Source organism: Gluconobacter sp. OJB (genome assembly GCF_039638275.1).
In the GTDB taxonomy this organism is placed as follows: domain Bacteria; phylum Pseudomonadota; class Alphaproteobacteria; order Acetobacterales; family Acetobacteraceae; genus Gluconobacter; species Gluconobacter cerevisiae.
In genome coordinates this window covers 1031860-1058253 of sequence record NZ_JBDIWH010000001.1, presented here as the reverse complement: position 1 = coordinate 1058253, position 26394 = coordinate 1031860, and the positions used below count along the sequence as shown (strand labels likewise).

Sequence of the window (26394 nt, the reverse complement as noted above, 5' to 3'; positions counted from 1 at the left end):
TGGAAACACTAACTTGCGTGAGTTGTATCCATGTTCTTCCTGATTATCGTCATTATTCTGGGCTGTATCGTCGGCATCATAGCAAACTCTAAAGGAAGATCTTTCTTCCCTTGGTTTATCTATGGAATGGCACTTTTCATTGTGGCTATAGTGCATGTCCTGTGCATCAAATCCATTGACAACACCCCGATAGGTCCAGCCTCCCACACCAAAAAATGCCCGCAGTGCGCTGAAACGGTGCAGGCTGATGCGAGAATTTGTCGTTTTTGCCGGTACGATTTCGAGGGAGCCGGAAACCACACTCAGCCAGCTCAAGCAACGATCCCACCCCAGCTTCCAAGCTGAAATGAGCTTTCGCCGAGCCTCATCAGTAAACACAGTCGAGGACTCGCGCCCTCGACTGTGATCGTCCATTCTGTGTCTGTCACAACCAACAGAGGACGATTCCATGACGAACGAAGTCGGTATTCTTTCGATTACCCGCACCTCTCCGCACGAATATGATTTTGAAATCGCTTTGAGCGAAACAACGGACTCTTCTCGCATCCACGATCTTGTTCTGACAGCGACCGTGCAGGGTTTTGCTGCAAGGGAGTTAGATTTCGGCCACGAAGAAGAGCGTATTCTGTGTGAAGCACAAGATTGCATCGCTGCTCGCCTTGAGAAAATTAAATTTCTCAAGGAAGAAAGAAAACAGTCCATCATTTTGGCTTACGAGAAGCAGAACGCGCTTCGCTGATAGGCGCGACGCCATGTTGGACCTTTGGCATGGCGTCGTTTTCTTGAAGGTCTGTAATCCAGATTTGCAAACCTTCGTTCGTCTCGTGTAACGGCAGCCCGCTGATTGGCGCATACCAAGTCCGAAGCTCGTGGACACGCGCGAACATTCCGTTAACCAGCGAAATCTTCTCTACAAGAGAGAGTTTCTCATAAGCCCTTTTCTCTGCGCTGGTGGGGGTGGCATCCCAAATGCACTTCGTTTCTACAAGACCGTAAATTTCCTTGGCTAGATAAGAAATTTTCCGTTGGGCCTCTTGTTCGAGTGCTTCATTGAACGTCTTCAAGACACCATCTTGCTGACGGCGGCGTGAGCGGAGTTTACGTTTGAGGGTATGAAGGATGCTCATGCTGCTGCTCCCCTAGTCGAACTTTGCTGCGGATCGTTATTGGATCTTGTCGAAGGAAGCGGCACGAGAGCGTCCAGTGAGACATTCAGAGCTGACGCGACTTCTCTCAGCTTGTGCGTGGGGATGTACGAAGCCCCTTTCACCCACCGGGATACGGTCGGCTCGCTCATTTGCACTTGTGCAGCCAGTTGAGTCTGGGTGATCCCGCGCTCGATGAGGATAGCTTTCAGCGACATGCAGAAAATTTATTCTGATGAAACTTTCAGGTCAAGAAAGTTTTCATGTGGAGGTATCCCGCTCCTTCGCTTTAGCCGCCAAAATGGCAGCATGATCGAGAAAGAGCTCTCCCCTCAAGAAGTCGCCAAAAACCGTCACACTCTTCGGTTTGTTAAGGCATGGATGAAGCTCAAGGGATATACGCAACGGAAATTGGCTGAAGCATTAGATATGTCCGAGCCGTCAGTCTCTAAATGGCTGAATGGCAAGGTTAATATGACGTTATCGCAATTCGTGCGGGTAGCAGAAATTCTTGAAACTACCCCGGAGTCCCTTCTCTTCGATCCTTCTGAGCTCGATATGTCACAGCGATATAAAGAGGCCGCTGCATTGGCAGCTAGCTTGGATGCTGGAGCATTTGATGCGTGGATCAATGCTGGAAAAGCAATGAAAGGAAAATAAGAAATTTCTTCTAATGAAATTTTTTATTGACCAATAAGTTTCTTCTGGTGAAACTATCTCCATCGCACGAACGCGATGGAGATCGATATGTCATTGCCCGCAGGTGAGGCGCGCCAGTCTCACACAGTCATCAGTTTCGACGTTGCGAAAGCGCTCATCATCCTGCGCCACAACATGCCCGGTAGCTTCCGCGACCTCACACGCCTGAAGAACGCCGCATCCGGCGCGCGCGTCCCTGTTTTCATGATGCTTTCTGAGGCTGATCATTGGGATCGAGCCGCAGACTATGCTCGTTCTCACTTCGATCCGATGCTGCCCGGTAGCCTTAGATGGGCTTTCGTCACGATTATGCAGGATATCGCCACAACATGGCGCTGCCGCGCTCCGTCCCGCCAGCTGACCCATGACATGGGAGCAGCAGCATGATCTTCCAGATCCTCAAGCTGACGGCCGTGTTCGTCCTCGGTTTCGCTACCGGCAAGGTAGTTGAGTGCGCCCAGTGGGAACTGACGTTGAAGCGCTATCAAGCCGATTTCGTGATGGGCATGCGGTCTAACAGTACTGGTGGCCGACCGCGCAAAGGCGAGACTGCTGAACAGGCGCGCGCGCGTCGAGAGGGGGCAGCATGATGCGCCAGCTTCATCCTCTCCTGCGCGGTCATACGGACCAGTCTTTCGCCGCATTCCTTTCCGACCGTCCTGAGTCAGTGCAGGAAAAGGCCCGCGAACGTCGCGTGTGTCTGATCTATGCCCGCGAGCGCGCCAAGGATGCTCCGAATTCCGGCATTGCCGCCGCTTACACCAAAACGGCCGAGGCGGTCGAAGACGACCTGGTGGCGCTGCTTCATGCCACGCGCCCGGTCGATCCGGTACCGTTTCCGGAACCGCCTGCTGTGGCCGGCCCGCAGTCGCTGGACGAGTTGCTGGAGCATTCCGTCCCGCAAGTCCGCGGTCTTCGTATCGCGAGCTTCCTGCGCTTCTGCACGGACCTGCTTCCGGGAGGGCGCGATGTCCACTGAAGTCATGGACGTGTTCCTCCCGTGCGCGCTGGTTGCCGGGTTGTATGGGGCAGGGATCATCACCGGGCTCGTCATCGCCAAGGCTGACGCGTGGTTGCAGGGGCTTGGCCCGAAGGAGGCGCCATGAGAGCGTCATCCCGATCACCGGACCTCTTTCGCGTCACTCTGTTGGGGATGCGCCCCAGCCCACAGCGGGATCAGGGCTTTGCCGAATACCGGGACGCCGAACGCCGCGCCAAAGAAGACACGCGCCGCACGATCTGCGCCCACGACATCTATCTGGGCAAACGCCTGGTCGCTACCGTCAACGCCCCGTCTTTCGCCGGGAAGATCTCGGTGGACCTGACGGACTTCGGGAGCCGTTACGCATGAGTGAGCGCACCGACACGGAACGACTGGACTGGTTCGATCAGAACTGCGCCCGCGCCCGATCAAGATGGAATGATTCCACCAAAAGTGTGGAGTGGGACGTTCGGGGCGGTAATTGGCGTGCCTCATTCCGCGCCGCGATTGATGTAGCCATGGATGCGGAGGAGAGGGGATGAGGGGACGGCGACTGGCATCATTCCGAATGACGATGACCAAGCAAGAACTCGAAGATGCATTGGCGCGCAAACAGCGCACAGACACTGAGCGGCTGGACTGGTTGGAGACTAACAAACTTTTGGCTGGTTTCCATCAGTTCGGGGGAGAGCCAAACCGTCGACTTAATACTTGGATTATCTGGGATTGTTCGGGAAACCAATGCCGCAAACTGGGCAGTGGTCCAATCCTGCGAGACGCATTGAATGCAGCCATGGATGCGGAGGAACGGGGATGAGCGGGAAAATTGTTCAGATGTCGCCGCGTGTCCTCGATATTGGCGACGCGGCATCTTATCTGGCGATGTCGGTCGGGACGTTTAGAACTCAGGTCCTCCCCCATGTGCGCCAGATTGCCCTATCAGCTCGTCGGCGCGGATATCTGGTCTCGGATCTGGACCGCTGGATCGATCAGCAGGCTGGCGGCGGAATAGAGCTGGTAGCCTCCGCGAACCCTTGGGACATGATGAGTTGACCACTCTTCGACTGCCGTACATCCAGCGTTTCAAGGATCGGCACGGAAAGGTCAGATATTATTTCCGTAAGAAGGGGCAGAAGCGCATGGCGCTGCCGGATCTGCGCGATCCGGGTTTCATCGCGGCCTATCAGGCTGCGGTTTCAGGTGCGGAGCCGCGAGGGCTCGACGCAGCACAGGTGACACCTACCGGCAGCCTGAGAGACGTGATTGAGTCTTGGTACGCCACCGCGCATTTCAAGACGCTCGAAGAGAGCACGAAGGCTGTTTATCGGCGCTTGTTGGAACGCATGAGAGGCGCGGACTACGCAGCCAATCCCGTGCTGCTCATGGAAAGCCGCCACGTGCGGATGATCATGAGCCGGTATAACGAATCGCCGACGACTGCGAATCGGATGCTGAGACTGCTCTCCATGCTGATGGAGCATGCCATCCATATGGGCTGGGCTGAGAGCAATCCCACGGCTGGCGTTCCGCGCATGAAGATCAAAAGTGAGGGCATCCATTCATGGACGGACGATGAAATTGCCCGATACGAAGCCCGCTGGCCAAGCGGCACGAAAGAGCGGCTGGCATTGGCGTTGCTGCTCTATACCGGGCAGCGCCGAAGCGACGTGGTGAAGATGGGGCCGATCTCCGTAAGTGCGAACGGCATTCACCTCCGTCAGCAGAAGACGGGCACCGAGCTGGTCATCCCTATTCACGAGCAGTTGCGTATCGAACTGGACCAGTGGCAGCCGAACGGGGGAGGGATGTTTCTGGCGACCGATAAAGGCCGCCCGATGTCCGTCAACAATTTCTACAATCAGTTCATCGACTGGTGCCGTGAAGCCGGGCTTCCGCCTGGATGCAGCCCGCATGGTCTGAGAAAAGCTGCAGCCCGAAGGCTCGCAGAAGCAGGTTGCACAACCCACCAGATCGCTGCCATCACAGGGCACCGGAGCCTGAGCGAAGTCGCCCGCTATACCCGTGCTGCCGAGCAGATGGAATTGGCACGTTCGGCGATGTCAAGGCTAAGGACGAATGTCAAACCTGTCCCGGAAGGTGTCAAACCTACTGAAAAACTGGCGGAAGATAGCGATTTTTAAGATTGGTGGTGGACCTGACGCGATTCGAACGCGTGACCTTTGCCTTCGGAGGGCAACGCTCTATCCAGCTGAGCTACAGGTCCATGTGGGTTCAGATAACTGCTTCGGCGGAAGATTGCCAGCCCTCTTTTTGCAAGTTCTGTTGTTCAGACCTGTGATTGCGCAGTGATTATGGAAAACTCTGTGTCTGGGCCGTGGCCTGCCACGCAGCGGCGGCGATATCACCGCCTGAGGGCAGGAAGTGGTCCGGTTCAGTCAACCATGACACCGCATCCTGTGCAGCGCCTCTGCGATCACGGCTGAGAAGGTGATGCGCGCCCGGCAGTTCGTCCATTCGCGTGCCAACCGGCAATCTGCGGAGAAGTCGCGCCGTGAAGGGCGGCAGGACGAACTGGTCTCGGCCTCCAAAAATAATGAGCAGTGCTGTCCGTGCTTTCGGAGCGGCTTCGTAGGCGTTTCGCATCAGCAATGTCAGACCGTAAAGCGGATGAATCGTCGAACTATGCAAGGTGAGGGGATCGAAATACATCCGGCGCAGCGCCTGGAGATTGTCACTGGCGATGCGGTGGCCCGGAACTGCTGAGCCGTCCAGCTTCCAGTGTGGGGCAAGAAAGTCCATACCGCCGAGGACTGTTTCCCAAGGCTGACCGATATTCAGGGCGGCTGGGGCGAGTAGAATGGTGCTGCTGATTTGTGGTGTGTCGGTGGTCGCCAGCAGCAGGGCGATGGCACCCCCCATGCTTTCTCCCATGATGTGAATGGGGACGTGCGGATAACGGGCGTGCAGCCAGAACACCTGTTCGCGGGCGTCCTGCACCAGTCTCGCTGTACTGCTCCATCCGCCACGGTTCGGGGCCTGTCCAAAGCCGCGGATGTCCGGGGCGGCGAGCGCGAAGCCTGCGGATGTGAAGGTTGGCGCTGCGAATTCCCATGCGTCCCGGCTGTCGCCATATCCGTGCAGTGCGAGGATGATGCCGCGTGGTTCTGATGTGGCGGCGGGATAAAGACGCAGCGGAATACGGGCGCCGTCGGACATGTCGAGCATCAGTGTTGGGAGGATGAGGGCCGTCTCCCGTGCCGTCGGATGCAGGTCGGGCATATGTGGCGTTGTGCAGGCCTGTAAAGCCAGCAAGCTAATCAGCCCGCAGGAAAGACGTGTGAGGCGGTTTGAAACGGAAGGGAATGGGCCTATCATCACACGGATTTTAGAACGTCCGCTCCTTCGGGGCGAGAAGGGAGACATTCGTGCCGCCAGAAAAGCCTGATTCGGGAAAGCCCCATCTGGTCCTGATCGACGGATCTGGTTTTATCTTCCGCGCATTCCACGCTCTACCGCCGATGAGCAGCCCGCAGGGCGTTCCGGTCAATGCGGTCTATGGCTTTACGAACATGCTGACGCGCCTGCTGCGAGACCATGTGGGCACGCATCTGGCGGTGATCTTTGATGCAGGCCGCGTGACGTTCCGCAACGAGATCTATCCGCAATACAAGGCGCACCGGCCGGAAGCTCCAGAAGACCTGCGCCCGCAGTTCGGTCTGATCCGCGATGCCACGGCCGCCTTCAATGTGCCGTCAATTGAGCTTGAGGGCTGGGAAGCGGACGATCTGCTCGCCGCCTATGCCAAGGCAGTCGTGGCGGAAGGCGGGTGCTGCACCATCATTTCGTCCGACAAGGACCTGATGCAGCTTGTGCGGCCCGGCGTCGAACTGATGGACCCAATGAAGCAGAAGCCGATCCGCGATGCTGAGGTCGAAGCCAAATTCGGTGTGCGTCCCGATCAGGTTGTAGACGTTCAGGCGCTGATGGGAGATTCGACGGACAACGTGCCCGGCGTTCCCGGAATTGGTCCGAAGGGTGCGGCGCAACTCGTCAACGAATACGGCACGCTGGAGCAGATCCTTGCTGCCGCGCCGGGCATGAAAGCGTCCAAGCGGCGTGACAACCTGATCGAACATGCCGAGGCCGCGCGTATGTCCCGCAAGCTGGTGTTGCTGGACGACAATGCGCCGATGCCGCAGCCGATCAGCGAACTGGGATGTCGCGAGCCGGTGCGCGAGACCCTGCGGGACTGGCTGGAGGAAATGGGTTTCCATTCCACCATCCAGCGTATGGGGCTTGGTCTGGCCGCAAAGCCGCGCCCTTTCACGCGCCAGATCGTCCGGCCCGAGGACAAGGCCGCGGAACGCGACGAAGCTGCGGCTGTCGCGATCCCCGACGCGCCTTATGGCCCCTACGAAACCGTCACGGATCTGGAGACGCTGGACCGCTGGATCGCGGAAGCCCGGATGGCGGGTGTGGTGGCTGTCGATACCGAAACGGACAGCCTGAATGCGCGTCAGGCCAATATGGTCGGGCTGTCGCTGTCGGTTGCGCCGGGGAAAGCCTGTTATGTGCCGTTCCTGCACGAAACCGTTCGCGACCTTCTGGAAGAGGATTCGACTGGAGAAGCTGCCGTCCGTCAGTTGGATCGCACCGAGGCGCTGGAGCGTCTGAAGCCTCTGTTGGAGGATGCGTCCGTCCTCAAGGTATTTCAGAACGCGAAATACGATCTGACAGTCTTTCGTGGCGCGGGCGTGCCCGAAATCACACCGATCGACGATACGATGCTGATTTCCTACGCTCAATCCGCCGGTGAACACGGGCAGGGGATGGACGAGCTGTCCGAACTGCATCTGGGCCACGCGCCCATCACTTATGATTCCGTAACGGGAACGGGTCGCAAGCGCATTCCGTTCGCGCAGGTCGCGATCGAGGCAGCCACCAATTACGCCGCCGAGGATGCGGACGTCACGCTCCGTCTATGGCAGGTGCTACGCCCGCAGTTGCGGACCCGTCAGGCACTGGCATTGTATGAAGAAATCGAACGACCCCTGATCCAGATCCTGACGGATATGGAAGACGTCGGCATCAAGGTGGACGCCACCGAACTACGCCGCATGTCCGTCGATTTCGCCGAACGGATGGGAACGATCGAGCAGGGCATCCACGAACAGGTGGGACGGAGCTTCAATGTCGGCTCTCCCAAACAGCTTGGTGAGATCCTGTTCGACGAAATGAGCCTCCCCGGTGGGAAGCGGACGAAAAGCGGAAGCTGGGGCACGGATTCCGGCGTTCTGGAAGCGCTGGCCGAGCAGGGACATGACCTGCCGCGCAAGATTTTGGACTGGCGCCAACTCGCCAAGCTAAAATCGACCTATGCCGATGCGCTGGTCCAGCAGATGGATCAGGACACGCAGCGCGTACATACGTCCTTTCAGATGGCCATCACCACGACGGGCCGTCTGTCTTCCAACGAGCCGAACCTTCAGAATATCCCCATCCGCACCGAAGAAGGCGCGCGCATCCGCAAGGCGTTCGTAGCCGCTCCCGGCTGCGTGCTGCTGTCAGCGGATTACAGTCAGATCGAACTGCGTCTTCTGGCACATGTCGCACAGATCGAGCCGCTGCTTGAGGCGTTCCGTCTGGGACAGGATATTCACGCCCGCACAGCGTCCGAAGTGTTCGGTATTCCGCTTGAAGGCATGGACCCGCTGACCCGTCGCCGGGCCAAGGCCATCAATTTCGGCATTATCTACGGCATTTCGGCCTTCGGTCTGGCGCAGCAGCTCCAGATTTCGCCGGGCGAGGCACGCTCCTATATCGATGCTTATTTCGCCCGCTATCCCGGTATCCGCGCCTATATGGAACGGACCAAGGAAGAAGCGAAAAAGCACGGCTATGTCACGACGCCGTTCGGGCGTCGCTGCTATGTGCCGGGTATTGCGGAGAAGAATGGTGCCCGGCGTGCGTATGCGGAACGTCAGGCCATCAACGCACCTCTTCAGGGCGGTGCTGCGGACATCATCAAGCGCGCCATGGTTCATCTGGCACGACGCCTGCCCGAAACGGGGTTGAAGGCGAAAATGGTTCTTCAGGTGCACGATGAACTGCTCTTCGAAGTCGAGGAGCAGGACGCGAAGGCACTGGCGGAGTTTGTCCGCACGGAAATGGAAGGGGCCGCCACACTTGACGTGGCCCTTGAAGTCGAAACCGGTATCGGCCCAAGCTGGGCCGACGCACATTAAAGACAGGAAGGTCATGCAGACCAATCACGAACGCCGCAAGCGGGTCGGCAATCGCATCATCTGGGGCGTTCTCGCCGTGGCGGCTGTTCTGGGATATGTCGGCTTCCACTTTGCGTCCAATGGTGGGCCGGCCCTTCTGGTCCAGTCCAACGGCAATGAAGTCGGCGGCAGTTTCCGTCTGGACTCGCTGGGCGAAAGCACTGTGACCGAAGGCGATTTCCACAATACCTGGATGCTGGTCTGGTTCTTCGACGCCAACTGCCCTGCTGAAAAATGCCAGCCTGTGCTGAAGAGTATGGATCAGGCGCTGGTGACGCTACGTGCGCAGGGTATACGCGTCTCACCGCTCGCGGTATCGCTCAATCCGTTCGACGAGGCTGATCCGCTTCGGGAATATGTTCTGCCCATCGCTCCCCATGTCATGCCTTTCACCGGCACCCCGAACATGATCAAGGCCATGACGGAAGAATATCATGCGCCGCTCCAGAAAGAAGGGGATCATTTCGTTCCCGCACCGCAGATTGTCATCATGGACCCGAACGCCCACTATGCCGGAACCATCCCGGCAGATGGCAATGCGGACGCCCTGATTGCGCGTCTGCGTGACCTCGCGAAGCGCTGAATGACGCGGCGGGGGGCTACGCTTCTTGCTGCTGGTCTGTTTCTGGGGCTGGGGGCTTTTCAGGCCCGTGCACAGGACGAGACCCCGCCGGACTGGAATGGCATCACGCTCGGCAGCCCCCATCGTGGCGGCACACTGCATCTGACGGCTGATGGTCCGGGCGGCACGCTGGACCCGCAGATCAATTACGGCACCCAATATATGCAGGTGTTCGTCAATATGTATGACCCGCTGCTGACGTTCCGTCTGGCACGTGGAGCAGCGGGGTTGGAGGTGGTGCCCGACCTCGCCGATGCCATGCCCGTCATCAGCCCCGATGGTCTGACATGGCGGCTGCATCTCCGCTCCGGCCTGCATTTTTCCGATGGGTCCTCCGTGCGCGTGGAAGACGTGGTGGCGTCTTTCCGCCGGATCTATCGTGCTGGAGGCCCGACTGCGGGATCTTTCTATGGCGGTATCGAGGGGGCTGTAGACTGTCTGGCAAAGCCGGACCGCTGTACGCTTCCCGGCGTTGAGGGGCATCCGGAGACCGGCGAAATCGTCTTTCATCTGACGAAACCGGACGGCGAATTTCTCTATAAACTGGCTTTCCCCCATGCCGTGATCCTGCCCGCCGCAACCCCTGCGCACGATATGGGGGGAACAACGGTTCCGGGCACCGGGCCGTACCGGATCACGCAGTACGATCCCGGACACGGCATGGTTCTGGAACGCAATCCGTATTTCCACATCTGGAATCCACAGGCTCAGACGGACGGCTTCGTGGACCGTATCGAATATGATTTCGGCCTTTCGGATGAAGCACAGGTCACGGCGGTCGAGCAGGGCCGGTATGACTGGATGCTGGACGCTAAGCCCGGGGACCGACTGGGCGAACTCGGCGCGCAATACACGGCGCAGGTCCATATCGAGCCGCTGCTGGGTCTGTATTATCTGGCGATGAACACGCACGAAAAACCCTTCACCGATGTGCGAGTGCGTCAGGCCGTCAGCATGGCTGTCAACCGCCATGCCATGACGATCCTGTTCGGTGGTAGCGCGATCTCCGTCCCCCTGTGTCAGATGGTGCCGCACGGCATTCCCGGCGCAGATCTGGGGCTGGACTGTCCGCAGGACGTAGAGCGTGCGCGCCGTCTGATCCGTGAAGCCGGAGCAGAGGGGGCGTCTGTCACGCTGGTTGTTCCCAATCGGGCCATGGAACTCGGCATGGGCACCTATCTGCGTAACGCTCTGCAAGCGGTGGGCCTGAACGCGCAGCTTCGGCCCATCACGGCGGGCCTTGCGGAGTCCTACGAACAGAACACCGCCAATCATGTGCAGATCGCGCTGTCCTATTGGTTTGCGGACTACCCCTCCGCCTCAACCTTCCTCGACGACCTGTTCGGCTGCGACAATTACCACCCGAACTCAGCCATCTCCCCGAATTTTACCGGTTTTTGCGACCAGCACATCCAGTCTCTGTTCGATCAGGCAAAAGATCAGACAGACCCTGCAAAAGCCGCCCCGATCTGGCAGGACGCAGGCCATGCCATCATGCAGCAGATGCCTGGTGCGCCAATGATCCAGATGAAAACGGTCGATTTCGTCTCAAAACGGCTGGGTAATTATTATTCGACCCTTCTGAACCACATGCTGTTTTCGCATGTCTGGGTGCAATGAGGATCGCCAAACTACAGTTTCTGGCCGACAATCCATAAGGTTTCGTGCGGGTAATCAATGGTGATCCTGAACTGCCCGTAAATATTCGCCCCTGCCGCCCCGACAACCGTTTGTCCCATCCACAGACTCATGCGCGTGGGACCAAAATTGACGTCCGGGCGTTCGGTGAACCAGACGGGACCTATGTGCATATCGCCGAGTTCGATGTTCGGCACTTCGATCAGACGTGTATTAGGCAGGAGGCGATCACCATTTGAGACCACCTTCCATGCGGGGTGCCGGGCGTGCCATCTCTCAAGAATGCTTCGGGTGATGTAGGAGGTGACCCCGATCCCGTTAACGGTCGGTAAATGTTGGGCTGTCTGTCCGGCAGAAGTCGGCATCGCGGTTGCGCCTGTATCCAGCAGGAGGGGCAGAGCCTCACCATCTATCTTCAGGACAATAGCAGGGAAATCGCTGCCGCGTTTTCCTGTAGAATTATGGATGAAAAGTAGAGGGACATGTTGTGAGGGCCCATTTGGCTGCCATGTCGGCGGTTCCAGAACCAAGTGCTGCTCAGGGTAATCGAATGTCCAGATGAAATTTGAGAGATAGGCGGCTCCGAGTATGCCGTCATGTCCGAGATCATGAGGATCGTTCAGGACCATCGCCACCGCTCCGCACGGTCGGGGTTCTGATGGGACAGGCAGAGCAGTCCCCGTGGAGAAAGGGAATGCCCGAACGGCATCGAACGTGAAGCCAGGCGTTTTGCATTGGAGAGTGTGGACAGCAAGACGCTGTGTCGCAGATGATTTGACCGTATAGAGGCCGCCGATCCCGCCACCGCCGGTATCGACGACAAATCGCATCGTCTGGCCTCCCGAGGTGAGCGGCGTCGCATAAAAATGCCCAGCCTCGAAGGCAGTTCTGATGACACGCCCTTCTGGCGCAGCATGTGCGATGGCGGGACTGCACAAAGCCAGACACAACAGAAACCGCTTCTGAAACTTTATGCGTGCCGCGGAATTCACTGCGTCTTCATAGCCCGATATCGTTGCGGAAAATCTTGTCTTCCCACTGGATTGCAGACGCCCCTTCATAGGCCAGTTTGCGGGCGTCTTCCGGGGTTGCGGCTTTCGCGCAGACCGTCAGGACACGGCCGCCATCGGCAACCAGAACACCATCCGTCAGCTTCGTCCCAGCATGGAAAACCGAAACGCCCGGAACGGCCTCGGCACGTTCGATTCCACTGATGCGGCCCCCTTTTTTCGGGGCATCCGGATAGCCGTTGGCGGCCAGAACCAGAGAGATCGAATGTTCGTCCGAGAACTCGGCGGCAGCGTGTTCGAGATTGCCTTGCGCCAGTGTGGCAAGGATCGGCAGCAGATCCGATTGCAGACGGATCAGCAGGGCCTGTGCTTCGGGGTCGCCAAAACGGACGTTATATTCGATCAGCTTCGGCCCTTCGGTCGTCAGCATCAGCCCGGCAAAGATCACGCCCCGGAATGGCGTGCCACGACGGACCATCTCGGCCAGCATCGGGCGCACCATGATGTCGAGTGCCTTTTCCTGCATCTCGCGTCCGAAAGCGGGGGGAGGCGAAATCGCTCCCATGCCGCCGGTGTTCGGGCCGGTATCACCATCTCCGAGACGTTTGTGGTCGCGCGCCGCACCGATCAGAACAGCCTTGTCGTCCGAACAGAATGCGAAAAGCGAGACTTCCTCGCCCACCAGACATTCCTCGATCACGAGCGGCATACCGAGCGTGCGGATGGCGTTTTCAGCCTCGTCTACGCTCTGCGCCACGACGACGCCCTTGCCACCGGCCAGACCGTCCGCCTTGATAACAATGGGCGCACCTCGACGACGCACGAACTCGATGGCCGGCGCCTCGTCTTCAAAGCGCTCCCAGCGCGCGGTCGGAATACCGGCTGCGTCCGCCACATCCTTCGTGAACGCCTTGCTACCCTCCAGCAGGGCCGCAGCTTTCGTCGGACCAGCGCACGGAATGCCCGCTTCGGCACAGGCATCCGCCAGTCCGGCCACCAGAGGCGCTTCCGGGCCGGGGACGATCAGGTCGATCTTCTGTTCCTGTGCGAACCGGACCAGACCTAGAACATCGTCGGCTTTCAGCGGAACGAGTGTAGCAACGGACGCCATGCCAGGATTGCCCGGCGCCGCATAAAGAGCGGTCAGGCTCGGCGAGCGCGCAAGACATGTAGCCAGGGCATGTTCGCGCCCTCCGGAACCGACCAGCAAAACGCGCATTCCGCTTATCCTTTATTCTGCACTCATGGGCTTCGTTTGAGGGCGTGCGTAGCATAGACTGACGCCATGATGGAGAGTGATGGCGCGTCGATCCGCGGGAATGTACCGCAATATTCGGTTTCCGAGATTTCGGGGGCGATTAAACGCACTCTGGAGAGCGGATTCGGACGTGTCCGCGTGCGTGGAGAGATCACGGAACTCAAGCGCTATCCGTCCGGGCATATCTACCTGTCGCTCAAGGATGAAGGCGGCAAGATTGCGGGTGTGATCTGGCGCGGAAGTGTCTCCCGGCTGGGTATGGCGCCAGAGAACGGCAACGAGGTTATCGCAACCGGACGTGTCTCGGCCTATGGCGAACGCTCCAGCTATCAACTCGTCATCGACCGCATGGAATTTGCGGGGGAGGGGGCGCTTCTCGCCAATATCGAGCGCTTGCGCCGCAAACTGCTCGAAGAAGGACTGTTCGACCTCGAGCGCAAGAAGGCCATCCCGTTCCTGCCGTCTCTCGTGGGCGTCATCACGTCGCGCTCCGGTGCGGTCCTGCACGATATCATCACGACGATCAGCCGCCGCTTCCCACGCGATGTTCTGCTCTGGCCGGTTCCGGTGCAGGGCGAAGGGGCGGCGGCTCAGATTGCTGCCGCCATCGAGGGCATGTCCGTCCGCCGTCCGCGCACGCCGGATGTGCTGATCGTTGCGCGTGGCGGTGGCTCTCTCGAAGACCTGATGGCGTTCAACGACGAGCGCGTCCTTCGCGCCGTCGCGGCCTGTCCCGTTCCGGTCATTTCCGCAGTCGGGCATGAAACCGATACGACGCTGATCGACCTTGTCTCGGACCGTCGTGCCCCCACGCCAACCGCTGCTGCCGAAATGGCCGTGCCGCTGCGTTCGGAAATGGTCGCGGACATGGCGCACCGGAATGCGCGTCTGACAGGTGCGCTGACCCGCATCATCCAGACGGCCCGGGCGCGGTTGGATCAGGCCGCCGCCCGTCTGCCGGACCTGCCCGGGCTGCTGGATTCCGCTCGGATGCGCTTGGAAGATCGCGGACAGCGCCTTGATCTGGCGTTACCGTCCTTTGTCATGCGCATCCGCAACAGGCTTGATGCGCCGGGGATGCATCTGCCGTCACCCGAACTTCTGATCGGGCGCAGTCAGGCACGTTTGCAAGCCCTGCGTCTGCCCGCGCCAGAACTTCTCGTCAGCCGTGCACGAGCCCGTCTGAATGCACCAGCCACACATCTTCCGAATCCTGAACTGCTGATCGAACGCCGCCGTGCCGCCTTGCGGATGGTTTCCAGCGGTCTGGACGCCTCATGGCAGCGGTCGCTCCAGACCTTCCATTTGCGCACCGAACGTCAGCGCCTGTCGCCGGATGTTCTCAGAAGCGCCATCCGTCTTCAGCAGGCGCGGATTCAGGGGCTGGGCAGTCATCTTGAAGCCGTCTCGCCCCGCGCCATTCTCAGTCGCGGCTATGTGCTCGTGCAGGACGTGAACGGACAACCCGTTATGAGCGCCGAGGCCCGGCCTGTTGCTGATCGCGTCGTTCTGTCTTTCGCGGATGGAGATCGTGGCGCAAAACTGGACAGCCTGTCGCCGCAGGGCGATCTTGGGCTTTAATCTTTCATCCATCTGATCTGCGATCCGGAGTCTGCATGCGTTCGTTCTGGTTGAGTCTCGTTGCCCTGCCACTGCTTGCAGCTTGTGCCGAGCAGCCCACGGCCCCTGCGCGTTCTACCGCCTCTGCGACGCAGGTCCGGATTCCGCCGCAGGATTTTGCGCCGGGTTTGGTGGAAGAAGCGCCCGAGGACGGTAAGAAGAAGCTGTTCAACGATCCATCTGCGCCGTTGAACACACCGCTTTGCGGCACAGCACTTCGGGAGCAGGCGCAGGCTGGAGCAGCGCTGTATCCACAAAGTCTGGCCAGCACGAGTTCCTGCCCGCGTAATGCCTGTTTCCAGCCGTTGACCGGTACTTATATCGCGGCAACCGGGGCGCAGAGCGTCTGTCGCTGAAGCCGGGCCCTGGTTTACCCAGCACCAAAGAAAAAAGGCCGGTCAGGATGTCCTGACCGGCCTTTTTCATGGTTGTGGAAGACGCTGATGGATCAGCGCTTCCACCATCCTGCACGACGCTTCGCTGGGGCGACTTCATCAATGTTCACCGGCTGAAGAACGTTCCCATCCTCGGCCGGAGCCTCGACCGCAGCGGCCTTCGGTGCACGACGGGTCCGGCCACGCTTCGGTTTGGCGGCTTCTTCCGTTGTGGCTTCTACGGGAGCAGGCACGGTTTCGGCAGCGGGCTCAGCCGGGGCTTCAGCTTCGACTCCCTGTGCTTTCGGTGCACGACGCGCCCGGGTCCGACGGGGCTTGGGAGCCTCTTCGGCCACAGGTTCTTCCACAACCGGAGACGGAGCGACTTCTGCCGCAGGAGCTTCGGTCACCGTCTCAGCAGAAGCGGCGTCTACCGTCTTGGCACGGGCCGGACGGCGTCCACGTCCACGGCGGGGCTTCGGAGCGTCTTCCGTTCTCGGTTCTTCCACGACAACAGTCGTTTCGACAGCCGGGACATGCTCGATCACGACATCCGTGGGGATGCTGATCCCGGTCTGAAGAGCCTGTGTTGTCCCTTCAAACTCCGCCTGTTCGATCACGTCGAAGATGTCGAAGCTACCGCCGAACGGATCGGCAGGCGTCGGACCTGTATAACGATGTTGTGCAGGACGCTCTTCGCGTTCGTCACGACGGCGCGGATTGTGCGTTACGGGAACGGCAGGACGTGCTGCCGGAGCAGGACGCCGGGGCGCTACGTCGCGGGCTTCGGCCGCGGGTTCTGCATGCGGAGCCTCGGAACCTTCGGTCTCCTTGATGACGCGCTTGAAGCGGGTGCGACGGCGGCCCGGAATGATGCCGTTCTCGTCGACATTGTCCGCAACCGGGGTCTCACGCTCTTCGGACGCATGGACGTTATGATCCTGCGGTGCGTCCGCTGCGACGTCTCCGTTATGCTCCCGACGACCGCCACGGCGACGGCGACGACGACGGCGGCGACCGTCATTGCTGTCCTCGTGACCTTCAGACGGCACAACATCTTCGATGACTTCCGCATCGACGACCGGCATTTCCGTGCGCAGGGCGACGGGAGCCTGTTCTTCGATGATCTCGATCGTGCGGACGTTTTCAGGCGCGCGCTCAACGGCACGTTCCGTCCGTTCCGGAGCGCGGACTTGCTGTGCCGGAGCCGGAGTCTGGGCCTGCAGGCGTTCGATCCGCATATCCGCCGCAGCAAGATTTTCCTCAGTGCGGAAAATCACCTGCATGCGATGATGACGTTCGATATCCGCAAGCCAAGAGCGCTTGTGGTTGAGAATGTAAAGCGCGATCTCCGAGCCGACATGCACTTCGATTTCGGCCGAACGCTGACGTGCGCCTTCCTCATCGATGGCGCGCAGGACATGCAGGGCCGAGCTTTCCGTCCCACGGATAAAGCCGGTACCCTGACAGTGCGGGCAGGGCGTCAGGACGGATTCCGCAATGGACGGACGCAGACGCTGACGGGACATTTCCAGCAGGCCGAAATGGGAAATATGCCCGACCTGGATGCGCGCGCGATCGGAGCGCAGGGCTTCCTTGAGGCGCTTTTCCACCTGTGCGTTGTGGCGGCGGCTTTCCATGTCGATGAAGTCGATCACGACCAGACCGGCCAGATCGCGCAGTCGGAGCTGGCGTCCCACTTCCTCGGCGGCTTCGAGGTTCGTGCGCAGGGCCGTTTCCTCGATGTTGCGCTGGGACGTGGACTTGCCGGAGTTCACGTCAATGGCGACGAGGGCTTCGGTCTGGTTGATGACCAGATAGCCACCCGACGGCAGACGGGCCGTCGGCGAGAACATCGCGTCCAGATGGCCTTCGACATTATAACGGGCGAAGAGGCTCTGGCCGCGGTTCTGCCAAAGCTTCACCTTGTGGGCGTTGCTCGGCATCAGCAGGCGCATGAACTCGCGCGCGCTTTTCCAGGCGGCTTCGCCATCCACGAGGATGTCTTCGATGTCCTTGGAAAACAGATCGCGGATCACGCGCTTGATGAGGCTTGCTTCCTCATAAACCAGCGTGGGCGCGACCGAAGACAGGGCGTGGGAGCGGATGTCGTCCCAGAGCTGAAGCAGATATTCGCAGTCGCGTGTCACTTCCTGTGCCGGACGGCCGGCGCCAGCAGTCCGGACGATCATCGCCATGGACTTCGGTAGGTCCAGTTCCGCAATCACGTCGCGCAGGCGGCGGCGGTCGGCATCGGACGTGATCTTGCGTGAGACGCCACCGCCGCGCAGGGCGTTCGGCATCAGAACACAGTAGCGGCCCGCAAGGGAGATATACGTGGTCAGGGCCGCGCCCTTGTTGCCACGCTCTTCCTTGACGACCTGCACCAGCAGCACCTGACGGCGGCGGATGACTTCCTGGATCTTGTAGTTGCGCAGGAAACGGGCCGTGCGACGCGACGACGCGCTTTCTTCGCCCGTATCATGCTCGCCACCAACGGTTTCGGGAGCGCGACGGTCGTGGTTGTCACCGTCTTCGCCGTCGACGCCGTCTTCGGAGACCGTTTCGGCGTCGCCCTCATCTCCGGCTTCACCACGTTCGGCAATTTCCTCTTCCTGGAGTGCGATGAGCTTTTCGCGGTCTGCAACAGGAATCTGGAAATAGTCGGGATGGATTTCGCTGAAAGCGAGGAAGCCGTGGCGGTTACCGCCATATTCGACGAAAGCGGCCTGAAGGCTCGGCTCTACGCGAATGACCTTGGCAAGATAGATATTGCCCTTGAGCTGCTTCTTGGTCGATGTCTCGACGTCGTAATCTTCGACGCGGTCACCATCCATGACCACAACACGCGTTTCTTCCGCGTGTGTGGTGTCGATGAGCATACGCTTGGTCATGGAACACTGAACTCCACGACGCTCCGCAATGGCTGCCTGGGCCGGGGGGAACGTCAGATTGTGTGGGGTGGAGGGAACGGCGCAGTCCGAACGCAAAGCGACGGGACATCTTAAGTCCCGTTTCGCTGAGGTTGCTGGCTGCGAGCACGTTGAGTGACATTCGTCCCCTGAACAGACGGCCGGTCCAGAAATCTGGAGCCGGATGAAAAACCTGATCCGGACGGGCGTCTGGCCTGTACCGGAGTGACATATCACCAGTTCGATCCGGTCAGGACAGGGTGCGGAAGGCTAGTCGCGCATCTGTCAAACGACGGGACGTCGTGGTGGGGACAGGAAAAGGCGGGAGCGGTACGGGAAAGGTTAAGGCCCGTATCCGGTCGGACCGCACTTTACAGGTCCCTGTCGCGCAGGATGACCGAAACTGTTGTCTGTGGCAAGTGCGGGGTGGAAGCGGTATTTTTCATTTCTGCGTGGGTGTGGATCGCCCGAAGCCTTCTGCCATGTTCCTGACAGGGTTTCGTGCTGTATAGTTGTTTTGTCATTCACCGCTGCAACCGGGAAACAAGGGATGCTGACGCGACGCATAATGGCTTTCGGCGGTCTTTCGGGGGTGTCTCTGCTGACACCCTTGACGGCTTTCGGGCGTCACCCGGTTCACGGAAAGCTGCACGCTCCCGCCGTGCACCGTGGGGCTTTGCCGCCAAAACCCCTCGTGATGCTGGACCCGGGACACGGCGGAAAGGACCCCGGCGCTATCGGGGTTTCAGGCACCTATGAAAAGCATATTGCCGAAGCCGCAGCCTCCGAACTGAGCCGTCAGCTTCTCGTTTCGGGCCAGTACCGCGTCGCCATGACCCGTTCTGAAGACCGGTTCATTCCGCTTGAAGGACGTGTCGAACTGGCGCAGCACCATCAGGCGCATCTCTTTATCTCCATGCATGCTGATGCCTTGCATGACAGGGATGTGCGGGGCGCGAGCGTCTATACACTTTCAGGCGGCGCCTCGGACGCGCAGACGGCGTCCCTTGCAAAGACGGAGAACAGTGCCGATCGCTTTGCCGGACCGGCCTTTCATGGAATGTCGCCCGATGTGCAACAGATCCTCGCGAGCCTTGTTTCCGAAGAAACGCGTCGGGGGTCGGCCCATATGGCGGCTAGTGTTGTGAATTCGTTCCGAAATAGAATTGGACTCCTGACCCACCCATCACGTCATGCGGCCTTCGTGGTTCTGAAATCTTCTGAAATCCCGTCAGTGCTGGTTGAGATGGGGTTCATGTCGAACCGGCTGGATGAAGCCGCCCTGCGCCAGGCGGTGCATCGCACACAGGTCGCCAGCGCCATGAAGACCGCCATAGACCGTTATTTCGCAACGCATTCCGGCGTCATGACCGGCTGATCCGCTTTCCGTGCAGGGGAGACTTTATGATCATGCGGGTTGCGCATGACGCAAGAATCGGTCATTTAACGCAGCTATGACGTTTCTTTCGATCCTCTCGCTTCGACTTATCGGCCCCTGAACGCCTTATCCTAGGCGGACAGCGCTCCGTTGCGTTCAGGGGATAACAGACCGAAAACCACCCTGAACCAGACGAGACGATCACAATCATGACTTTCCAGCACCCGTCCTTCGGCAATATTGCTGACGACCGCGTCATCATTTTCGACACCACGCTGCGCGACGGCGAGCAGTCTCCCGGCTTTTCGATGAACCTTGAAGAGAAGCTCCGCATGGCTCATGCGTTGAGCGCTCTGGGTGTAGATGTGATCGAGGCCGGGTTTCCCGTGGCATCCGAAGGCGATTTCGAGAGTGTGCGCCGGATTGCCGAGGATGTCCGTGGTTCGGTGATCTGCGGTCTGGCCCGCAGTGGTGGCAAGCGCGATATTGAATCCTGTGGTGAGGCGCTGAAAAAGGCTGAACGCCCGCGCATCCACAACTTCATTTCCACCTCTCCGCTGCATATGAAGTACAAGCTGCGGATGGAGCCGGAAACGGTTCTGGACATCATTGCGTCCGGCAACCAGAAGGCGCGCCAGTACACGGATGACGTGGAATGGTCAGCCGAGGATGGCTCACGAACCGATCCGGACTTCCTGTGCCGCTGCGTCGAAATGGCGATCCGCAATGGCGCGAACACGATCAATATTCCCGACACGGTCGGCTTCGCCACGCCGGAAGAAATGCGGGCGATCTTCACCATGCTGCGCGAGCGTGTGCCGGGCGCAGATCAGGTAATTTTCTCCGCCCATAACCACAATGATCTGGGCCTCGGCGTCGCCAATACGTTGGCCTCCGTCGAGGGCGGGGCGCGCCAGATCGAATGTACGATCAACGGCATCGGCGAGCGCGCGGGCAATGCCGCGCTTGAAGAAATCGTCATGGCCCTGCGGACCCGTCACGACCAGTACGGCAAGGTGACCGGCATCGAGACGACCAAGCTGCTGGGTATGTCCCGGATGCTGGCGACGATCACGGGCTTTGACGTGCAGCCGAACAAGGCGATCGTCGGGCGGAATGCGTTCGCGCATGAAAGCGGCATCCATCAGGACGGAATCCTGAAAAATGCCGCGACCTACGAAATCATGACGCCAGAGAGCGTGGGCTGGAACAAGACCTCGTTGGTCATGGGCAAGCATTCCGGCCGTGCGGCATTCCGCGACAAGCTGGCGCAGCTCGGCTACCCGCCGCTGGAAGACGAGGCCCTGAACGCTGCTTTCGCGCGCTTCAAGGATCTGGCCGACAGCAAGAAAGTCGTGTTCGACGACGATATCCGCGCGCTCGTTGATGATGAGAGCCGCGATCATGACCGGGTTCATCTGATCTCGCTGGAACTGGCATCCGGTACGAAGCAGAAATCTCAGGCCAAGCTCGAAATCAGCGTGGATGGCGCCATCCAGTATGCCGCGGTCAGCGGTAACGGTCCGGTCGATGCGGCTTTTCGCGCTATTGGCGAAGCGTTCCCACACACGGCTGAACTTGCGCTGTTCTCGGTGGCCAATGTTACGGAAGGTACGGATGCTCAGGCACGCACGACCGTACGTTTGCAGGAAAACGGCAAGCTCGTGGACGGGCAGGGGGCAGATGCCGATACAGTGGTGTCCGCTGTTCGGGCTTATATTCACGCACTGAACAAGCTTTTGACAAAGCGTGAGCGCAAGGAACCCGAAGCGCTGTCCTGATCTGTCAGGAACACCATTATTTTCAGAAAAGCGGGCATGTGGAGGATCTCTGCATGTTCGTTTTTTTCGCCCAAGGAATATAAACTATATAAAATAGTTTATATAAGCGGTAGACAAATATAACACGATCGGTATGGTTTTCTTATCTGGCCGGACAAGGAACTTCCATGCCGCATTCATGGCTTTATACGCTTTCAGGACTCCTGGTCGGTTTCCTGGTCGGAATGACTGGCGTGGGCGGTGGGTCATTGATGACGCCGCTGCTGATCCTGATGTTTGGCGTTAAACCGCAATCGGCGGTCGGCACAGACCTGCTCTATGCCGCTATTACCAAGATTTTCGGCACGGCGCTTAATCGCCACCAAGGCGTTGTACGCTGGAGGATCGTTTTTCTTCAGATGGCAGGAAGTCTTCCCGCGGGTCTGCTGTGCCTGATCTTCCTGCGTCATTTCGGTCCGAGCCCGTTCGTCTCTAAGCTCATTACTGAAGTGCTGGGCGTGGCGCTCCTGCTGACGGTGCCTGCCATTCTGTTCAAGCCAAAGCTTCAGAAATGGTCTGCCAATGCCGGAACGCTGCGCCCGCAGACGGTGGATGTGTTGACGATTGTACTGGGTGCCGTTCTGGGAACGCTTGTCACCCTGTCATCTGTGGGAGCAGGGGCGATCGGTATGGCCGCGCTGACGGTGCTCTATCCGCGTGTCAGTACGCGCGAACTCGTGGCGACGGATATCGCGCATGCTGTTCCGCTGGCTCTTCTGGCAGGCGGAGGCCACTGGCTTCAGGGTGCGGTTGATTCCGTTGTGCTCGTAGAACTGCTCATGGGGTCTATCCCCGGCATCCTGCTTGGAACACTTCTGGCAGGACGGCTGCCAGAGGATGCACAGAGATGGTTTCTGGGGATCCTTCTGGCAATTATCGGCCTGAGAATGATCTGAGGCCGATAGGGCGAGGTATTACGGTTCAGTAGCCGTAATTGCCCGGATAGCTCTGGGCCGGGGGCTGCTGCTGATAGCCACCCTGTTGGGAATATCCGCTATTAGGCGGGTATGTGTTGTTTGGGTAACCATTGGGATATTGTGGTTGCTGGCAGTTCGTGTTTGGCGGGCAGCGGTACTGGTACTGCGGCTGCATATACTGACCCTGCTGCTGCGGGTAAGCGCCCTGCTGATTGTTGTAATAGCCTTGCTGCTGGCCATAGCCGCTCTGGGAATTGGGGCGGTTAGGTGTGGTGATCGCACCTGTCCCGGCTCCCAGAACGCCACCAGCCAGAGCGCCGATCGCCGCACCGCGACCGCCGCCAGCCAGAGCGCCGATTGCAGCACCCGTTCCGCCGCCCAGAAGGCCGCCTCCCAGTGCGCGGGAGCCAGGGCTGTAATTCCCTTCGCACCCACCCAGAGCCATGATTGTGGCAAATGCTCCGACCAGCGCTGTGCAGCGCAGGCCGGAATGGGAAAAAGCGGTCCTCATAGTCCGAATCCTTGATCGTCTCTAACGGAGTGAGCGCTGCTTATAGCTCAATATCCGTTGCGTGGGCGGTTGGGCGTCGTTGCAGCACCAACGGCTGCACCTGTGCCGCCGCCGGCCAGTGCACCGATGAGCGCGCCACGACCGCCACCGGCCAGAGCGCCAATTGCCGCACCGCCGCCCGCGCCGATCAGTGCGCCGGAGCCTGCGCGGGACCCACTGTCATAGGGGCTGCCGCAGCCGGTGAGAGCGACGCCACAGAGGGCCAGAGCTGCCAGAAAGCGGGGTGTTGTAAAGGTCTTCATGACAAAACATCCTGTTTGACGTTCCAATCCGCAGTCCGATGATCGGTTCGAATGGAACGGGTTCGTGCTTCTAGACACATATAACGTGACAGAAGGGTGGCAGGATCAGGGCGCACGATTATTTTTTTACATGGCCGGTGGAAGGATAATGAAAGGATATCGTGACGGGATATAAAGATGCGATATGGACGCGCTGCTCTCACAGCGCGCATTATATTGAGTCTCCGGGCCTTGCTGAACCTGCCGCGTCTGGCTAAGTCCACCGCGGGGAGCCGCCCCGCAATCACGATCCGTTATCTGTCACCCGCACAGAGCCGCTCCAGGAGTTTTGGATGTTTTCTCGTCTGCTGGGTCTCATGTCTGCCGACATGGCCATCGACCTCGGCACTGCCAACACGCTCGTTTATGTCAAGGGTCGTGGCATTGTCCTCGACGAACCCTCCGTTGTGGCGATCGCCGAAGTGCGTGGCAAGAAACAGGTTCTTGCGGTTGGAAATGAAGCCAAGCAGATGGTTGGCCGGACCCCGGGAAACATCACGGCCATCCGTCCGCTACGCGATGGTGTGATCGCGGACTTTGAAGTCGCGGAAGAAATGATCAAGCATTTCATCCGCAAGGTTCACAATCGCCGTGCGTTTGCCAGCCCCCAGATCATCATCTGCGTGCCCTCCGGCGCCACAGCGGTCGAGCGGCGTGCGATTCAGGAAAGTGCGGAGAGCGCGGGCGCGCGCAAGGTCATGCTGATTGAGGAGCCCATGGCGGCAGCCATTGGCGCGGGCCTTCCGGTCACGGAGCCTTCGGGCAGCATGATCGTGGATATCGGCGGCGGCACGACCGAAGTTGCGGTTATTTCTCTTGGCGGCATTGTCTATGCCCGTTCTGCCCGCGTAGGTGGGGACAAGATGGACGAAGCCATCATTTCCTACATCCGCAAGACCTATAACCTCCTGGTTGGTGAAAGCTCGGCCGAGCGGATCAAGATCGAACTCGGCTCCGCCATGATGCCGGATGATCCTGCCAATCCCCACGGTCCGCTGACGGAAATCAAGGGTCGCGACCTTATCAATGGTGTGCCGCGTGAAGTGGTCGTCAGCCAGGCCCAGATCGCCGAGAGTCTGGCCGAGCCCGTCATGCAGATCGTCGATGCCGTAACGACCGCCCTTGAGAATACACCGCCCGAACTGGCTGCTGATATTGTGGACAAGGGCATCGTTCTCTCCGGTGGTGGCGCGCTTCTGTATCGTCTGGACGAGGTGCTGCGCCTCTATACGGGTCTGCCAGTGACGGTTGCGGAGAATGCCCTTTCCTGTGTCGCGCTCGGAACGGGGCGGGCGCTTGAGGAAATGCGTCGCCTACGCAGCGTTCTGAGCAGCATGTACTGAGGACTGGCTGACGCCGGATGCTGTCCATCCATGCCCGGCAGGTGCTTGCAAAGGCCATCCTGCCCATCCTGATCCTGCTGGCGGTTGGGCTTGTCCTTCTGGGACTGGTTCGTCGTCCGGCGGTTGATGGCGTGCGGCTGATGGCGACGGACTTCATGGCTCCGGCCTATCACGGGCTGGTCTGGCCGCAGGGACGTGTAGCCGTCTGGCTGACGGATCTGCGCGGCGCGACGGATCTGGCCAAGGAAAATGCTCGTCTGCGGGATGAAAACCGCGCCCTGCGACACTGGTACGATGTTGCGGTCGCGCTGGCGGCGGAAAATGGCCGTCTGAAAAACAGTCTGCACTGGATTCCACAGACCGTTCCCCAATATGTGACCGGGCGCGTTACCCGCGACGATGGCGGTCCGTATTCGCGCGCGGTTCTGCTGGATGTCGGCAGCGGCCATCAGGTCCGGATCGGGGACGTTGCGCTGGATGCGGCCGGATTGCTGGGCCGTGTCACAGAGGTCGGGCCGCATACGGTGCGTGTTCTGATGATCAATGACGATGCCAGCCGCATTCCCGTCACGCTGGCTTCCTCGCACGGGGATGCGATCATGGCCGGGGACGACACCGCCGCGCCGCGCCTGATCTTCTATCCGCAGGACCACCATCCCGTTGAAGGCGAGCGCGTCGAGACGCGAGGCCAGAGCACGATGCCCGCCGGGTTGCCGGTCGGGACGGTGCATTACAGCGCGCCGAACCGTCCGGTTGTGGTGCCGGATGCGGATCTGGACCGGCTCGATATCGTGCGCGTGTTCGATTACGGCGACGACGATTCGCAGGCGCCGGATGCACCGGGCCGCGTGCGGGTAAAGAAGCTGCCGCAGAATCCGCTCACCGGGCCTCTGCCGTTCTCATGGCTGCCCAACCTGCCGGACATGCCGGGACGGGGAGGGCAGTAAGCGCCATGGTTGCCGAGAACTCCACGCCCCATCTGCATTCCGCGGTTGAACCCAAACAGACCTTCCGCCGCGCGCTCGACATGTCCAGCCGGGCGGCAATGCCGTCCCTGTTCATTATGTTCTCCGCCATTCTGCTGTCCGCGCCGTTCGGAATCCCCGGACAGGCGCAGCTTCAGTTCGGGATCGCGATGTGTACGGTTTGGTTCTGGGCCCATAGCCGACCCCGCTCCATGCCCGCACTGGCGGTCTTCCTGTGCGGACTGGTGGTGGAGATTTTCAGCTTCGGGCCGCCGGGAACAGTGCTGCTGTCGCTTTTGGTGATCTACGGCGTGGCGCATCACTGGCGCTATGGCCTGTCGCGTCTGGGATTTCTCATGGGGTGGCTGATTTTCAGCATTTTCGCTGTCATCGCCTCCTTTTTTCAATGGGCGCTGGTGTGCCTGCATGCCGTCGCACTGCTCTCTCCCGCACCTGGCCTCTTTCAGGCAGCGCTGACAATCGGTATCTATCCCAGCCTGACCGCGCTGTTCGTCTGGGGACGCCGCACATTTGCCAATCCCGATCAGGCCTGACAGCGTCCTTCTGCGTGCCGCGTCGAAGGCTGTTTTCTTTTCCGGATCTGAATTCCTGCC

Annotated in this window: 29 protein-coding genes and 1 tRNA gene; 21 read left to right on the top strand and 9 right to left on the bottom strand. The window is 59.7% G+C overall.

What is annotated here, in order from left to right; all coding sequences use genetic code 11:
• The first annotated feature begins 30 nt into the window (after positions 1–30).
• Both ABDK74_RS15895 and ABDK74_RS04875 read left to right on the top strand, forming a co-directional pair.
• Entirely contained in the window at positions 31–345 is a 315-nt protein-coding gene (locus ABDK74_RS15895) for a zinc ribbon domain-containing protein (protein WP_408874467.1), read from the top strand.
• Between the two features lie 103 nt (positions 346–448).
• Positions 449–739, top strand: coding sequence for a hypothetical protein (locus tag ABDK74_RS04875; RefSeq protein WP_346002925.1), 291 nt, complete (start codon positions 449–451; stop codon positions 737–739).
• Here ABDK74_RS04875 and ABDK74_RS04870 read toward each other — a convergent pair.
• The gene (locus tag ABDK74_RS04870; protein ID WP_346002924.1) at positions 702–1127 is read right to left on the bottom strand and encodes a hypothetical protein; all 426 of its coding nucleotides are present in this window, start codon (positions 1125–1127) and stop codon (positions 702–704) included. The two genes, ABDK74_RS04875 and ABDK74_RS04870, sit on opposite strands and share 38 nt — an antisense overlap.
• Entirely contained in the window at positions 1124–1363 is a 240-nt protein-coding gene (locus tag ABDK74_RS15890; protein ID WP_408874466.1) for a helix-turn-helix domain-containing protein, read from the bottom strand. Before ABDK74_RS15890 ends, ABDK74_RS04870 begins: the two co-directional genes overlap by 4 nt.
• Between ABDK74_RS15890 and ABDK74_RS04865 the strand changes: the two genes are divergently transcribed.
• The 8 genes from ABDK74_RS04865 to xerC all read left to right on the top strand — a co-directional run bounded on the left by ABDK74_RS04865 (position 1362) and on the right by xerC (position 4967).
• A complete protein-coding gene (locus ABDK74_RS04865; RefSeq protein WP_167383450.1) occupies positions 1362–1805 on the top strand; it encodes a helix-turn-helix domain-containing protein in 444 nt (147 codons plus the stop codon). The two genes, ABDK74_RS15890 and ABDK74_RS04865, sit on opposite strands and share 2 nt — an antisense overlap.
• Positions 1806–1892: 87 nt before the next feature.
• Positions 1893–2231: a hypothetical protein gene (locus ABDK74_RS04860; RefSeq protein WP_346002923.1), complete on the top strand. Its 339-nt coding sequence runs from the start codon at positions 1893–1895 to the stop codon at positions 2229–2231.
• On the top strand, positions 2228–2434 hold the full coding sequence (locus ABDK74_RS04855; protein ID WP_346002922.1) for a hypothetical protein: 207 nt from the start codon (positions 2228–2230) through the stop codon (positions 2432–2434). The genes ABDK74_RS04860 and ABDK74_RS04855 overlap by 4 nt, the downstream gene beginning before the upstream one ends.
• Entirely contained in the window at positions 2431–2823 is a 393-nt protein-coding gene (locus tag ABDK74_RS04850; RefSeq protein WP_346002921.1) for a hypothetical protein, read from the top strand. The genes ABDK74_RS04855 and ABDK74_RS04850 overlap by 4 nt, the downstream gene beginning before the upstream one ends.
• A 123-nt stretch (positions 2824–2946) precedes the next feature.
• On the top strand, positions 2947–3195 hold the full coding sequence (locus tag ABDK74_RS04845; RefSeq protein ID WP_346002920.1) for a hypothetical protein: 249 nt from the start codon (positions 2947–2949) through the stop codon (positions 3193–3195).
• Positions 3192–3368: a hypothetical protein gene (locus tag ABDK74_RS04840; RefSeq protein WP_346002919.1), complete on the top strand. Its 177-nt coding sequence runs from the start codon at positions 3192–3194 to the stop codon at positions 3366–3368. Before ABDK74_RS04845 ends, ABDK74_RS04840 begins: the two co-directional genes overlap by 4 nt.
• 271 nt (positions 3369–3639) lie before the next feature.
• Positions 3640–3879, top strand: coding sequence for a transcriptional regulator (locus ABDK74_RS04835; protein ID WP_346002918.1), 240 nt, complete (start codon positions 3640–3642; stop codon positions 3877–3879).
• Complete coding sequence (gene xerC / locus ABDK74_RS04830; protein WP_346002917.1) at positions 3876–4967, top strand: tyrosine-type recombinase/integrase; 1092 nt, start codon at positions 3876–3878, stop codon at positions 4965–4967. Before ABDK74_RS04835 ends, xerC begins: the two co-directional genes overlap by 4 nt.
• A gap of 6 nt (positions 4968–4973) precedes the next feature.
• Here xerC and ABDK74_RS04825 read toward each other — a convergent pair.
• Positions 4974–5050, bottom strand: a tRNA-Arg gene (locus ABDK74_RS04825).
• 86 nt (positions 5051–5136) lie between these two features.
• A complete protein-coding gene (locus ABDK74_RS04820) occupies positions 5137–6066 on the bottom strand; it encodes an alpha/beta fold hydrolase (protein WP_346002916.1) in 930 nt (309 codons plus the stop codon).
• Between the two features lie 146 nt (positions 6067–6212).
• Here ABDK74_RS04820 and polA point away from each other — a divergent pair, with 146 nt between their 5' ends.
• From polA to ABDK74_RS04805, 3 genes are read left to right on the top strand one after another with little or no spacing between them, the layout of a single operon-like run.
• Entirely contained in the window at positions 6213–9032 is a 2820-nt protein-coding gene (gene polA, locus ABDK74_RS04815; protein WP_346002915.1) for a DNA polymerase I, read from the top strand.
• A gap of 13 nt (positions 9033–9045) precedes the next feature.
• A complete protein-coding gene (locus ABDK74_RS04810) occupies positions 9046–9654 on the top strand; it encodes an SCO family protein (RefSeq protein ID WP_346002914.1) in 609 nt (202 codons plus the stop codon).
• Positions 9655–11313, top strand: coding sequence for an ABC transporter substrate-binding protein (locus ABDK74_RS04805; RefSeq protein ID WP_346002913.1), 1659 nt, complete (start codon positions 9655–9657; stop codon positions 11311–11313).
• 11 nt (positions 11314–11324) lie between these two features.
• Here the strand turns inward: ABDK74_RS04805 and ABDK74_RS04800 are convergent, their stop codons facing one another.
• Both ABDK74_RS04800 and purD read right to left on the bottom strand, forming a co-directional pair.
• Complete coding sequence (locus ABDK74_RS04800; protein ID WP_346002912.1) at positions 11325–12323, bottom strand: hypothetical protein; 999 nt, start codon at positions 12321–12323, stop codon at positions 11325–11327.
• Between the two features lie 7 nt (positions 12324–12330).
• Positions 12331–13560 (bottom strand): phosphoribosylamine--glycine ligase, encoded by a 1230-nt coding sequence (gene purD, locus ABDK74_RS04795; protein ID WP_346002911.1) that lies wholly within the window; start codon positions 13558–13560, stop codon positions 12331–12333.
• A 66-nt stretch (positions 13561–13626) separates the two neighbouring features.
• On the opposite strand from purD, the gene xseA reads away from it, so the two are divergent.
• Together xseA and ABDK74_RS04785 are read left to right on the top strand one after the other, a co-directional pair.
• Positions 13627–15180, top strand: coding sequence for an exodeoxyribonuclease VII large subunit (xseA, locus tag ABDK74_RS04790; RefSeq protein WP_346002910.1), 1554 nt, complete (start codon positions 13627–13629; stop codon positions 15178–15180).
• Between the two features lie 35 nt (positions 15181–15215).
• Positions 15216–15575 (top strand): hypothetical protein, encoded by a 360-nt coding sequence (locus ABDK74_RS04785; RefSeq protein ID WP_346002909.1) that lies wholly within the window; start codon positions 15216–15218, stop codon positions 15573–15575.
• 92 nt (positions 15576–15667) lie between these two features.
• On the opposite strand, the gene ABDK74_RS04780 is transcribed toward ABDK74_RS04785, so the two are convergent.
• Positions 15668–18487 carry an Rne/Rng family ribonuclease gene (locus ABDK74_RS04780; RefSeq protein ID WP_346002908.1) on the bottom strand — a complete coding sequence of 940 codons (2820 nt, stop codon included), beginning with the start codon at positions 18485–18487 and terminating at the stop codon, positions 15668–15670.
• Between the two features lie 568 nt (positions 18488–19055).
• Here ABDK74_RS04780 and ABDK74_RS04775 point away from each other — a divergent pair.
• The 3 genes from ABDK74_RS04775 to ABDK74_RS04765 all read left to right on the top strand — a co-directional run bounded on the left by ABDK74_RS04775 (position 19056) and on the right by ABDK74_RS04765 (position 22599).
• The gene (locus ABDK74_RS04775; protein ID WP_346002907.1) at positions 19056–19883 is read left to right on the top strand and encodes an N-acetylmuramoyl-L-alanine amidase; all 828 of its coding nucleotides are present in this window, start codon (positions 19056–19058) and stop codon (positions 19881–19883) included.
• A 209-nt stretch (positions 19884–20092) separates the two neighbouring features.
• Positions 20093–21664: a 2-isopropylmalate synthase gene (locus ABDK74_RS04770; protein WP_346002906.1), complete on the top strand. Its 1572-nt coding sequence runs from the start codon at positions 20093–20095 to the stop codon at positions 21662–21664.
• Positions 21665–21831: 167 nt separating this feature from the next.
• Positions 21832–22599, top strand: a complete 768-nt coding sequence (locus ABDK74_RS04765) for a sulfite exporter TauE/SafE family protein (protein WP_346002905.1) — start codon at positions 21832–21834, stop codon at positions 22597–22599.
• Between the two features lie 25 nt (positions 22600–22624).
• On the opposite strand, the gene ABDK74_RS04760 is transcribed toward ABDK74_RS04765, so the two are convergent.
• A complete protein-coding gene (locus ABDK74_RS04760) occupies positions 22625–23131 on the bottom strand; it encodes a hypothetical protein (protein ID WP_194254287.1) in 507 nt (168 codons plus the stop codon).
• 47 nt (positions 23132–23178) lie between these two features.
• Complete coding sequence (locus ABDK74_RS04755; RefSeq protein WP_194254288.1) at positions 23179–23433, bottom strand: YMGG-like glycine zipper-containing protein; 255 nt, start codon at positions 23431–23433, stop codon at positions 23179–23181.
• A gap of 332 nt (positions 23434–23765) precedes the next feature.
• Between ABDK74_RS04755 and ABDK74_RS04750 the strand changes: the two genes are divergently transcribed.
• From ABDK74_RS04750 to ABDK74_RS04740, 3 genes are read left to right on the top strand one after another with little or no spacing between them, the layout of a single operon-like run.
• Complete coding sequence (locus ABDK74_RS04750; protein WP_194254289.1) at positions 23766–24815, top strand: rod shape-determining protein; 1050 nt, start codon at positions 23766–23768, stop codon at positions 24813–24815.
• Between the two features lie 17 nt (positions 24816–24832).
• Positions 24833–25762 carry a rod shape-determining protein MreC gene (mreC, locus tag ABDK74_RS04745; RefSeq protein WP_194254290.1) on the top strand — a complete coding sequence of 310 codons (930 nt, stop codon included), beginning with the start codon at positions 24833–24835 and terminating at the stop codon, positions 25760–25762.
• Positions 25717–26334 (top strand): hypothetical protein, encoded by a 618-nt coding sequence (locus ABDK74_RS04740; RefSeq protein WP_346002904.1) that lies wholly within the window; start codon positions 25717–25719, stop codon positions 26332–26334. Before mreC ends, ABDK74_RS04740 begins: the two co-directional genes overlap by 46 nt.
• The last annotated feature ends 60 nt before the right edge of the window (positions 26335–26394 follow it).

What these genes read in the sequence shown, in the direction of transcription:
- xseA (WP_346002910.1), top strand. Translation starts at nt 13,627, where the DNA reads ATGATGGAGAGTGATGGCGCGTCGATCCGCGGGAATGTACCGCAATAT.
- ABDK74_RS04770 (WP_346002906.1), top strand. Translation starts at nt 20,093, where the DNA reads ATGACTTTCCAGCACCCGTCCTTCGGCAATATTGCTGACGACCGCGTC.
- ABDK74_RS04760 (WP_194254287.1), bottom strand. Translation starts at nt 23,131, where the DNA reads ATGAGGACCGCTTTTTCCCATTCCGGCCTGCGCTGCACAGCGCTGGTC.
- ABDK74_RS04845 (WP_346002920.1), top strand. Translation starts at nt 2,947, where the DNA reads ATGAGAGCGTCATCCCGATCACCGGACCTCTTTCGCGTCACTCTGTTG.
- mreC (WP_194254290.1), top strand. Translation starts at nt 24,833, where the DNA reads ATGCTGTCCATCCATGCCCGGCAGGTGCTTGCAAAGGCCATCCTGCCC.
- ABDK74_RS04835 (WP_346002918.1), top strand. Translation starts at nt 3,640, where the DNA reads ATGAGCGGGAAAATTGTTCAGATGTCGCCGCGTGTCCTCGATATTGGC.
- ABDK74_RS04780 (WP_346002908.1), bottom strand. Translation starts at nt 18,487, where the DNA reads ATGACCAAGCGTATGCTCATCGACACCACACACGCGGAAGAAACGCGT.
- ABDK74_RS04840 (WP_346002919.1), top strand. Translation starts at nt 3,192, where the DNA reads ATGAGTGAGCGCACCGACACGGAACGACTGGACTGGTTCGATCAGAAC.
- ABDK74_RS04860 (WP_346002923.1), top strand. Translation starts at nt 1,893, where the DNA reads ATGTCATTGCCCGCAGGTGAGGCGCGCCAGTCTCACACAGTCATCAGT.
- ABDK74_RS04820 (WP_346002916.1), bottom strand. Translation starts at nt 6,066, where the DNA reads ATGCCCGACCTGCATCCGACGGCACGGGAGACGGCCCTCATCCTCCCA.
- ABDK74_RS04875 (WP_346002925.1), top strand. Translation starts at nt 449, where the DNA reads ATGACGAACGAAGTCGGTATTCTTTCGATTACCCGCACCTCTCCGCAC.
- ABDK74_RS04805 (WP_346002913.1), top strand. Translation starts at nt 9,655, where the DNA reads ATGACGCGGCGGGGGGCTACGCTTCTTGCTGCTGGTCTGTTTCTGGGG.
- ABDK74_RS04870 (WP_346002924.1), bottom strand. Translation starts at nt 1,127, where the DNA reads ATGAGCATCCTTCATACCCTCAAACGTAAACTCCGCTCACGCCGCCGT.
- ABDK74_RS04810 (WP_346002914.1), top strand. Translation starts at nt 9,046, where the DNA reads ATGCAGACCAATCACGAACGCCGCAAGCGGGTCGGCAATCGCATCATC.
- ABDK74_RS04765 (WP_346002905.1), top strand. Translation starts at nt 21,832, where the DNA reads ATGCCGCATTCATGGCTTTATACGCTTTCAGGACTCCTGGTCGGTTTC.
- purD (WP_346002911.1), bottom strand. Translation starts at nt 13,560, where the DNA reads ATGCGCGTTTTGCTGGTCGGTTCCGGAGGGCGCGAACATGCCCTGGCT.
- ABDK74_RS15895 (WP_408874467.1), top strand. Translation starts at nt 31, where the DNA reads ATGTTCTTCCTGATTATCGTCATTATTCTGGGCTGTATCGTCGGCATC.
- ABDK74_RS15890 (WP_408874466.1), bottom strand. Translation starts at nt 1,363, where the DNA reads ATGTCGCTGAAAGCTATCCTCATCGAGCGCGGGATCACCCAGACTCAA.
- ABDK74_RS04750 (WP_194254289.1), top strand. Translation starts at nt 23,766, where the DNA reads ATGTTTTCTCGTCTGCTGGGTCTCATGTCTGCCGACATGGCCATCGAC.
- ABDK74_RS04755 (WP_194254288.1), bottom strand. Translation starts at nt 23,433, where the DNA reads ATGAAGACCTTTACAACACCCCGCTTTCTGGCAGCTCTGGCCCTCTGT.
- ABDK74_RS04740 (WP_346002904.1), top strand. Translation starts at nt 25,717, where the DNA reads ATGGCTGCCCAACCTGCCGGACATGCCGGGACGGGGAGGGCAGTAAGC.
- ABDK74_RS04775 (WP_346002907.1), top strand. Translation starts at nt 19,056, where the DNA reads ATGCTGACGCGACGCATAATGGCTTTCGGCGGTCTTTCGGGGGTGTCT.
- ABDK74_RS04785 (WP_346002909.1), top strand. Translation starts at nt 15,216, where the DNA reads ATGCGTTCGTTCTGGTTGAGTCTCGTTGCCCTGCCACTGCTTGCAGCT.
- ABDK74_RS04855 (WP_346002922.1), top strand. Translation starts at nt 2,228, where the DNA reads ATGATCTTCCAGATCCTCAAGCTGACGGCCGTGTTCGTCCTCGGTTTC.
- ABDK74_RS04850 (WP_346002921.1), top strand. Translation starts at nt 2,431, where the DNA reads ATGATGCGCCAGCTTCATCCTCTCCTGCGCGGTCATACGGACCAGTCT.
- ABDK74_RS04865 (WP_167383450.1), top strand. Translation starts at nt 1,362, where the DNA reads ATGCAGAAAATTTATTCTGATGAAACTTTCAGGTCAAGAAAGTTTTCA.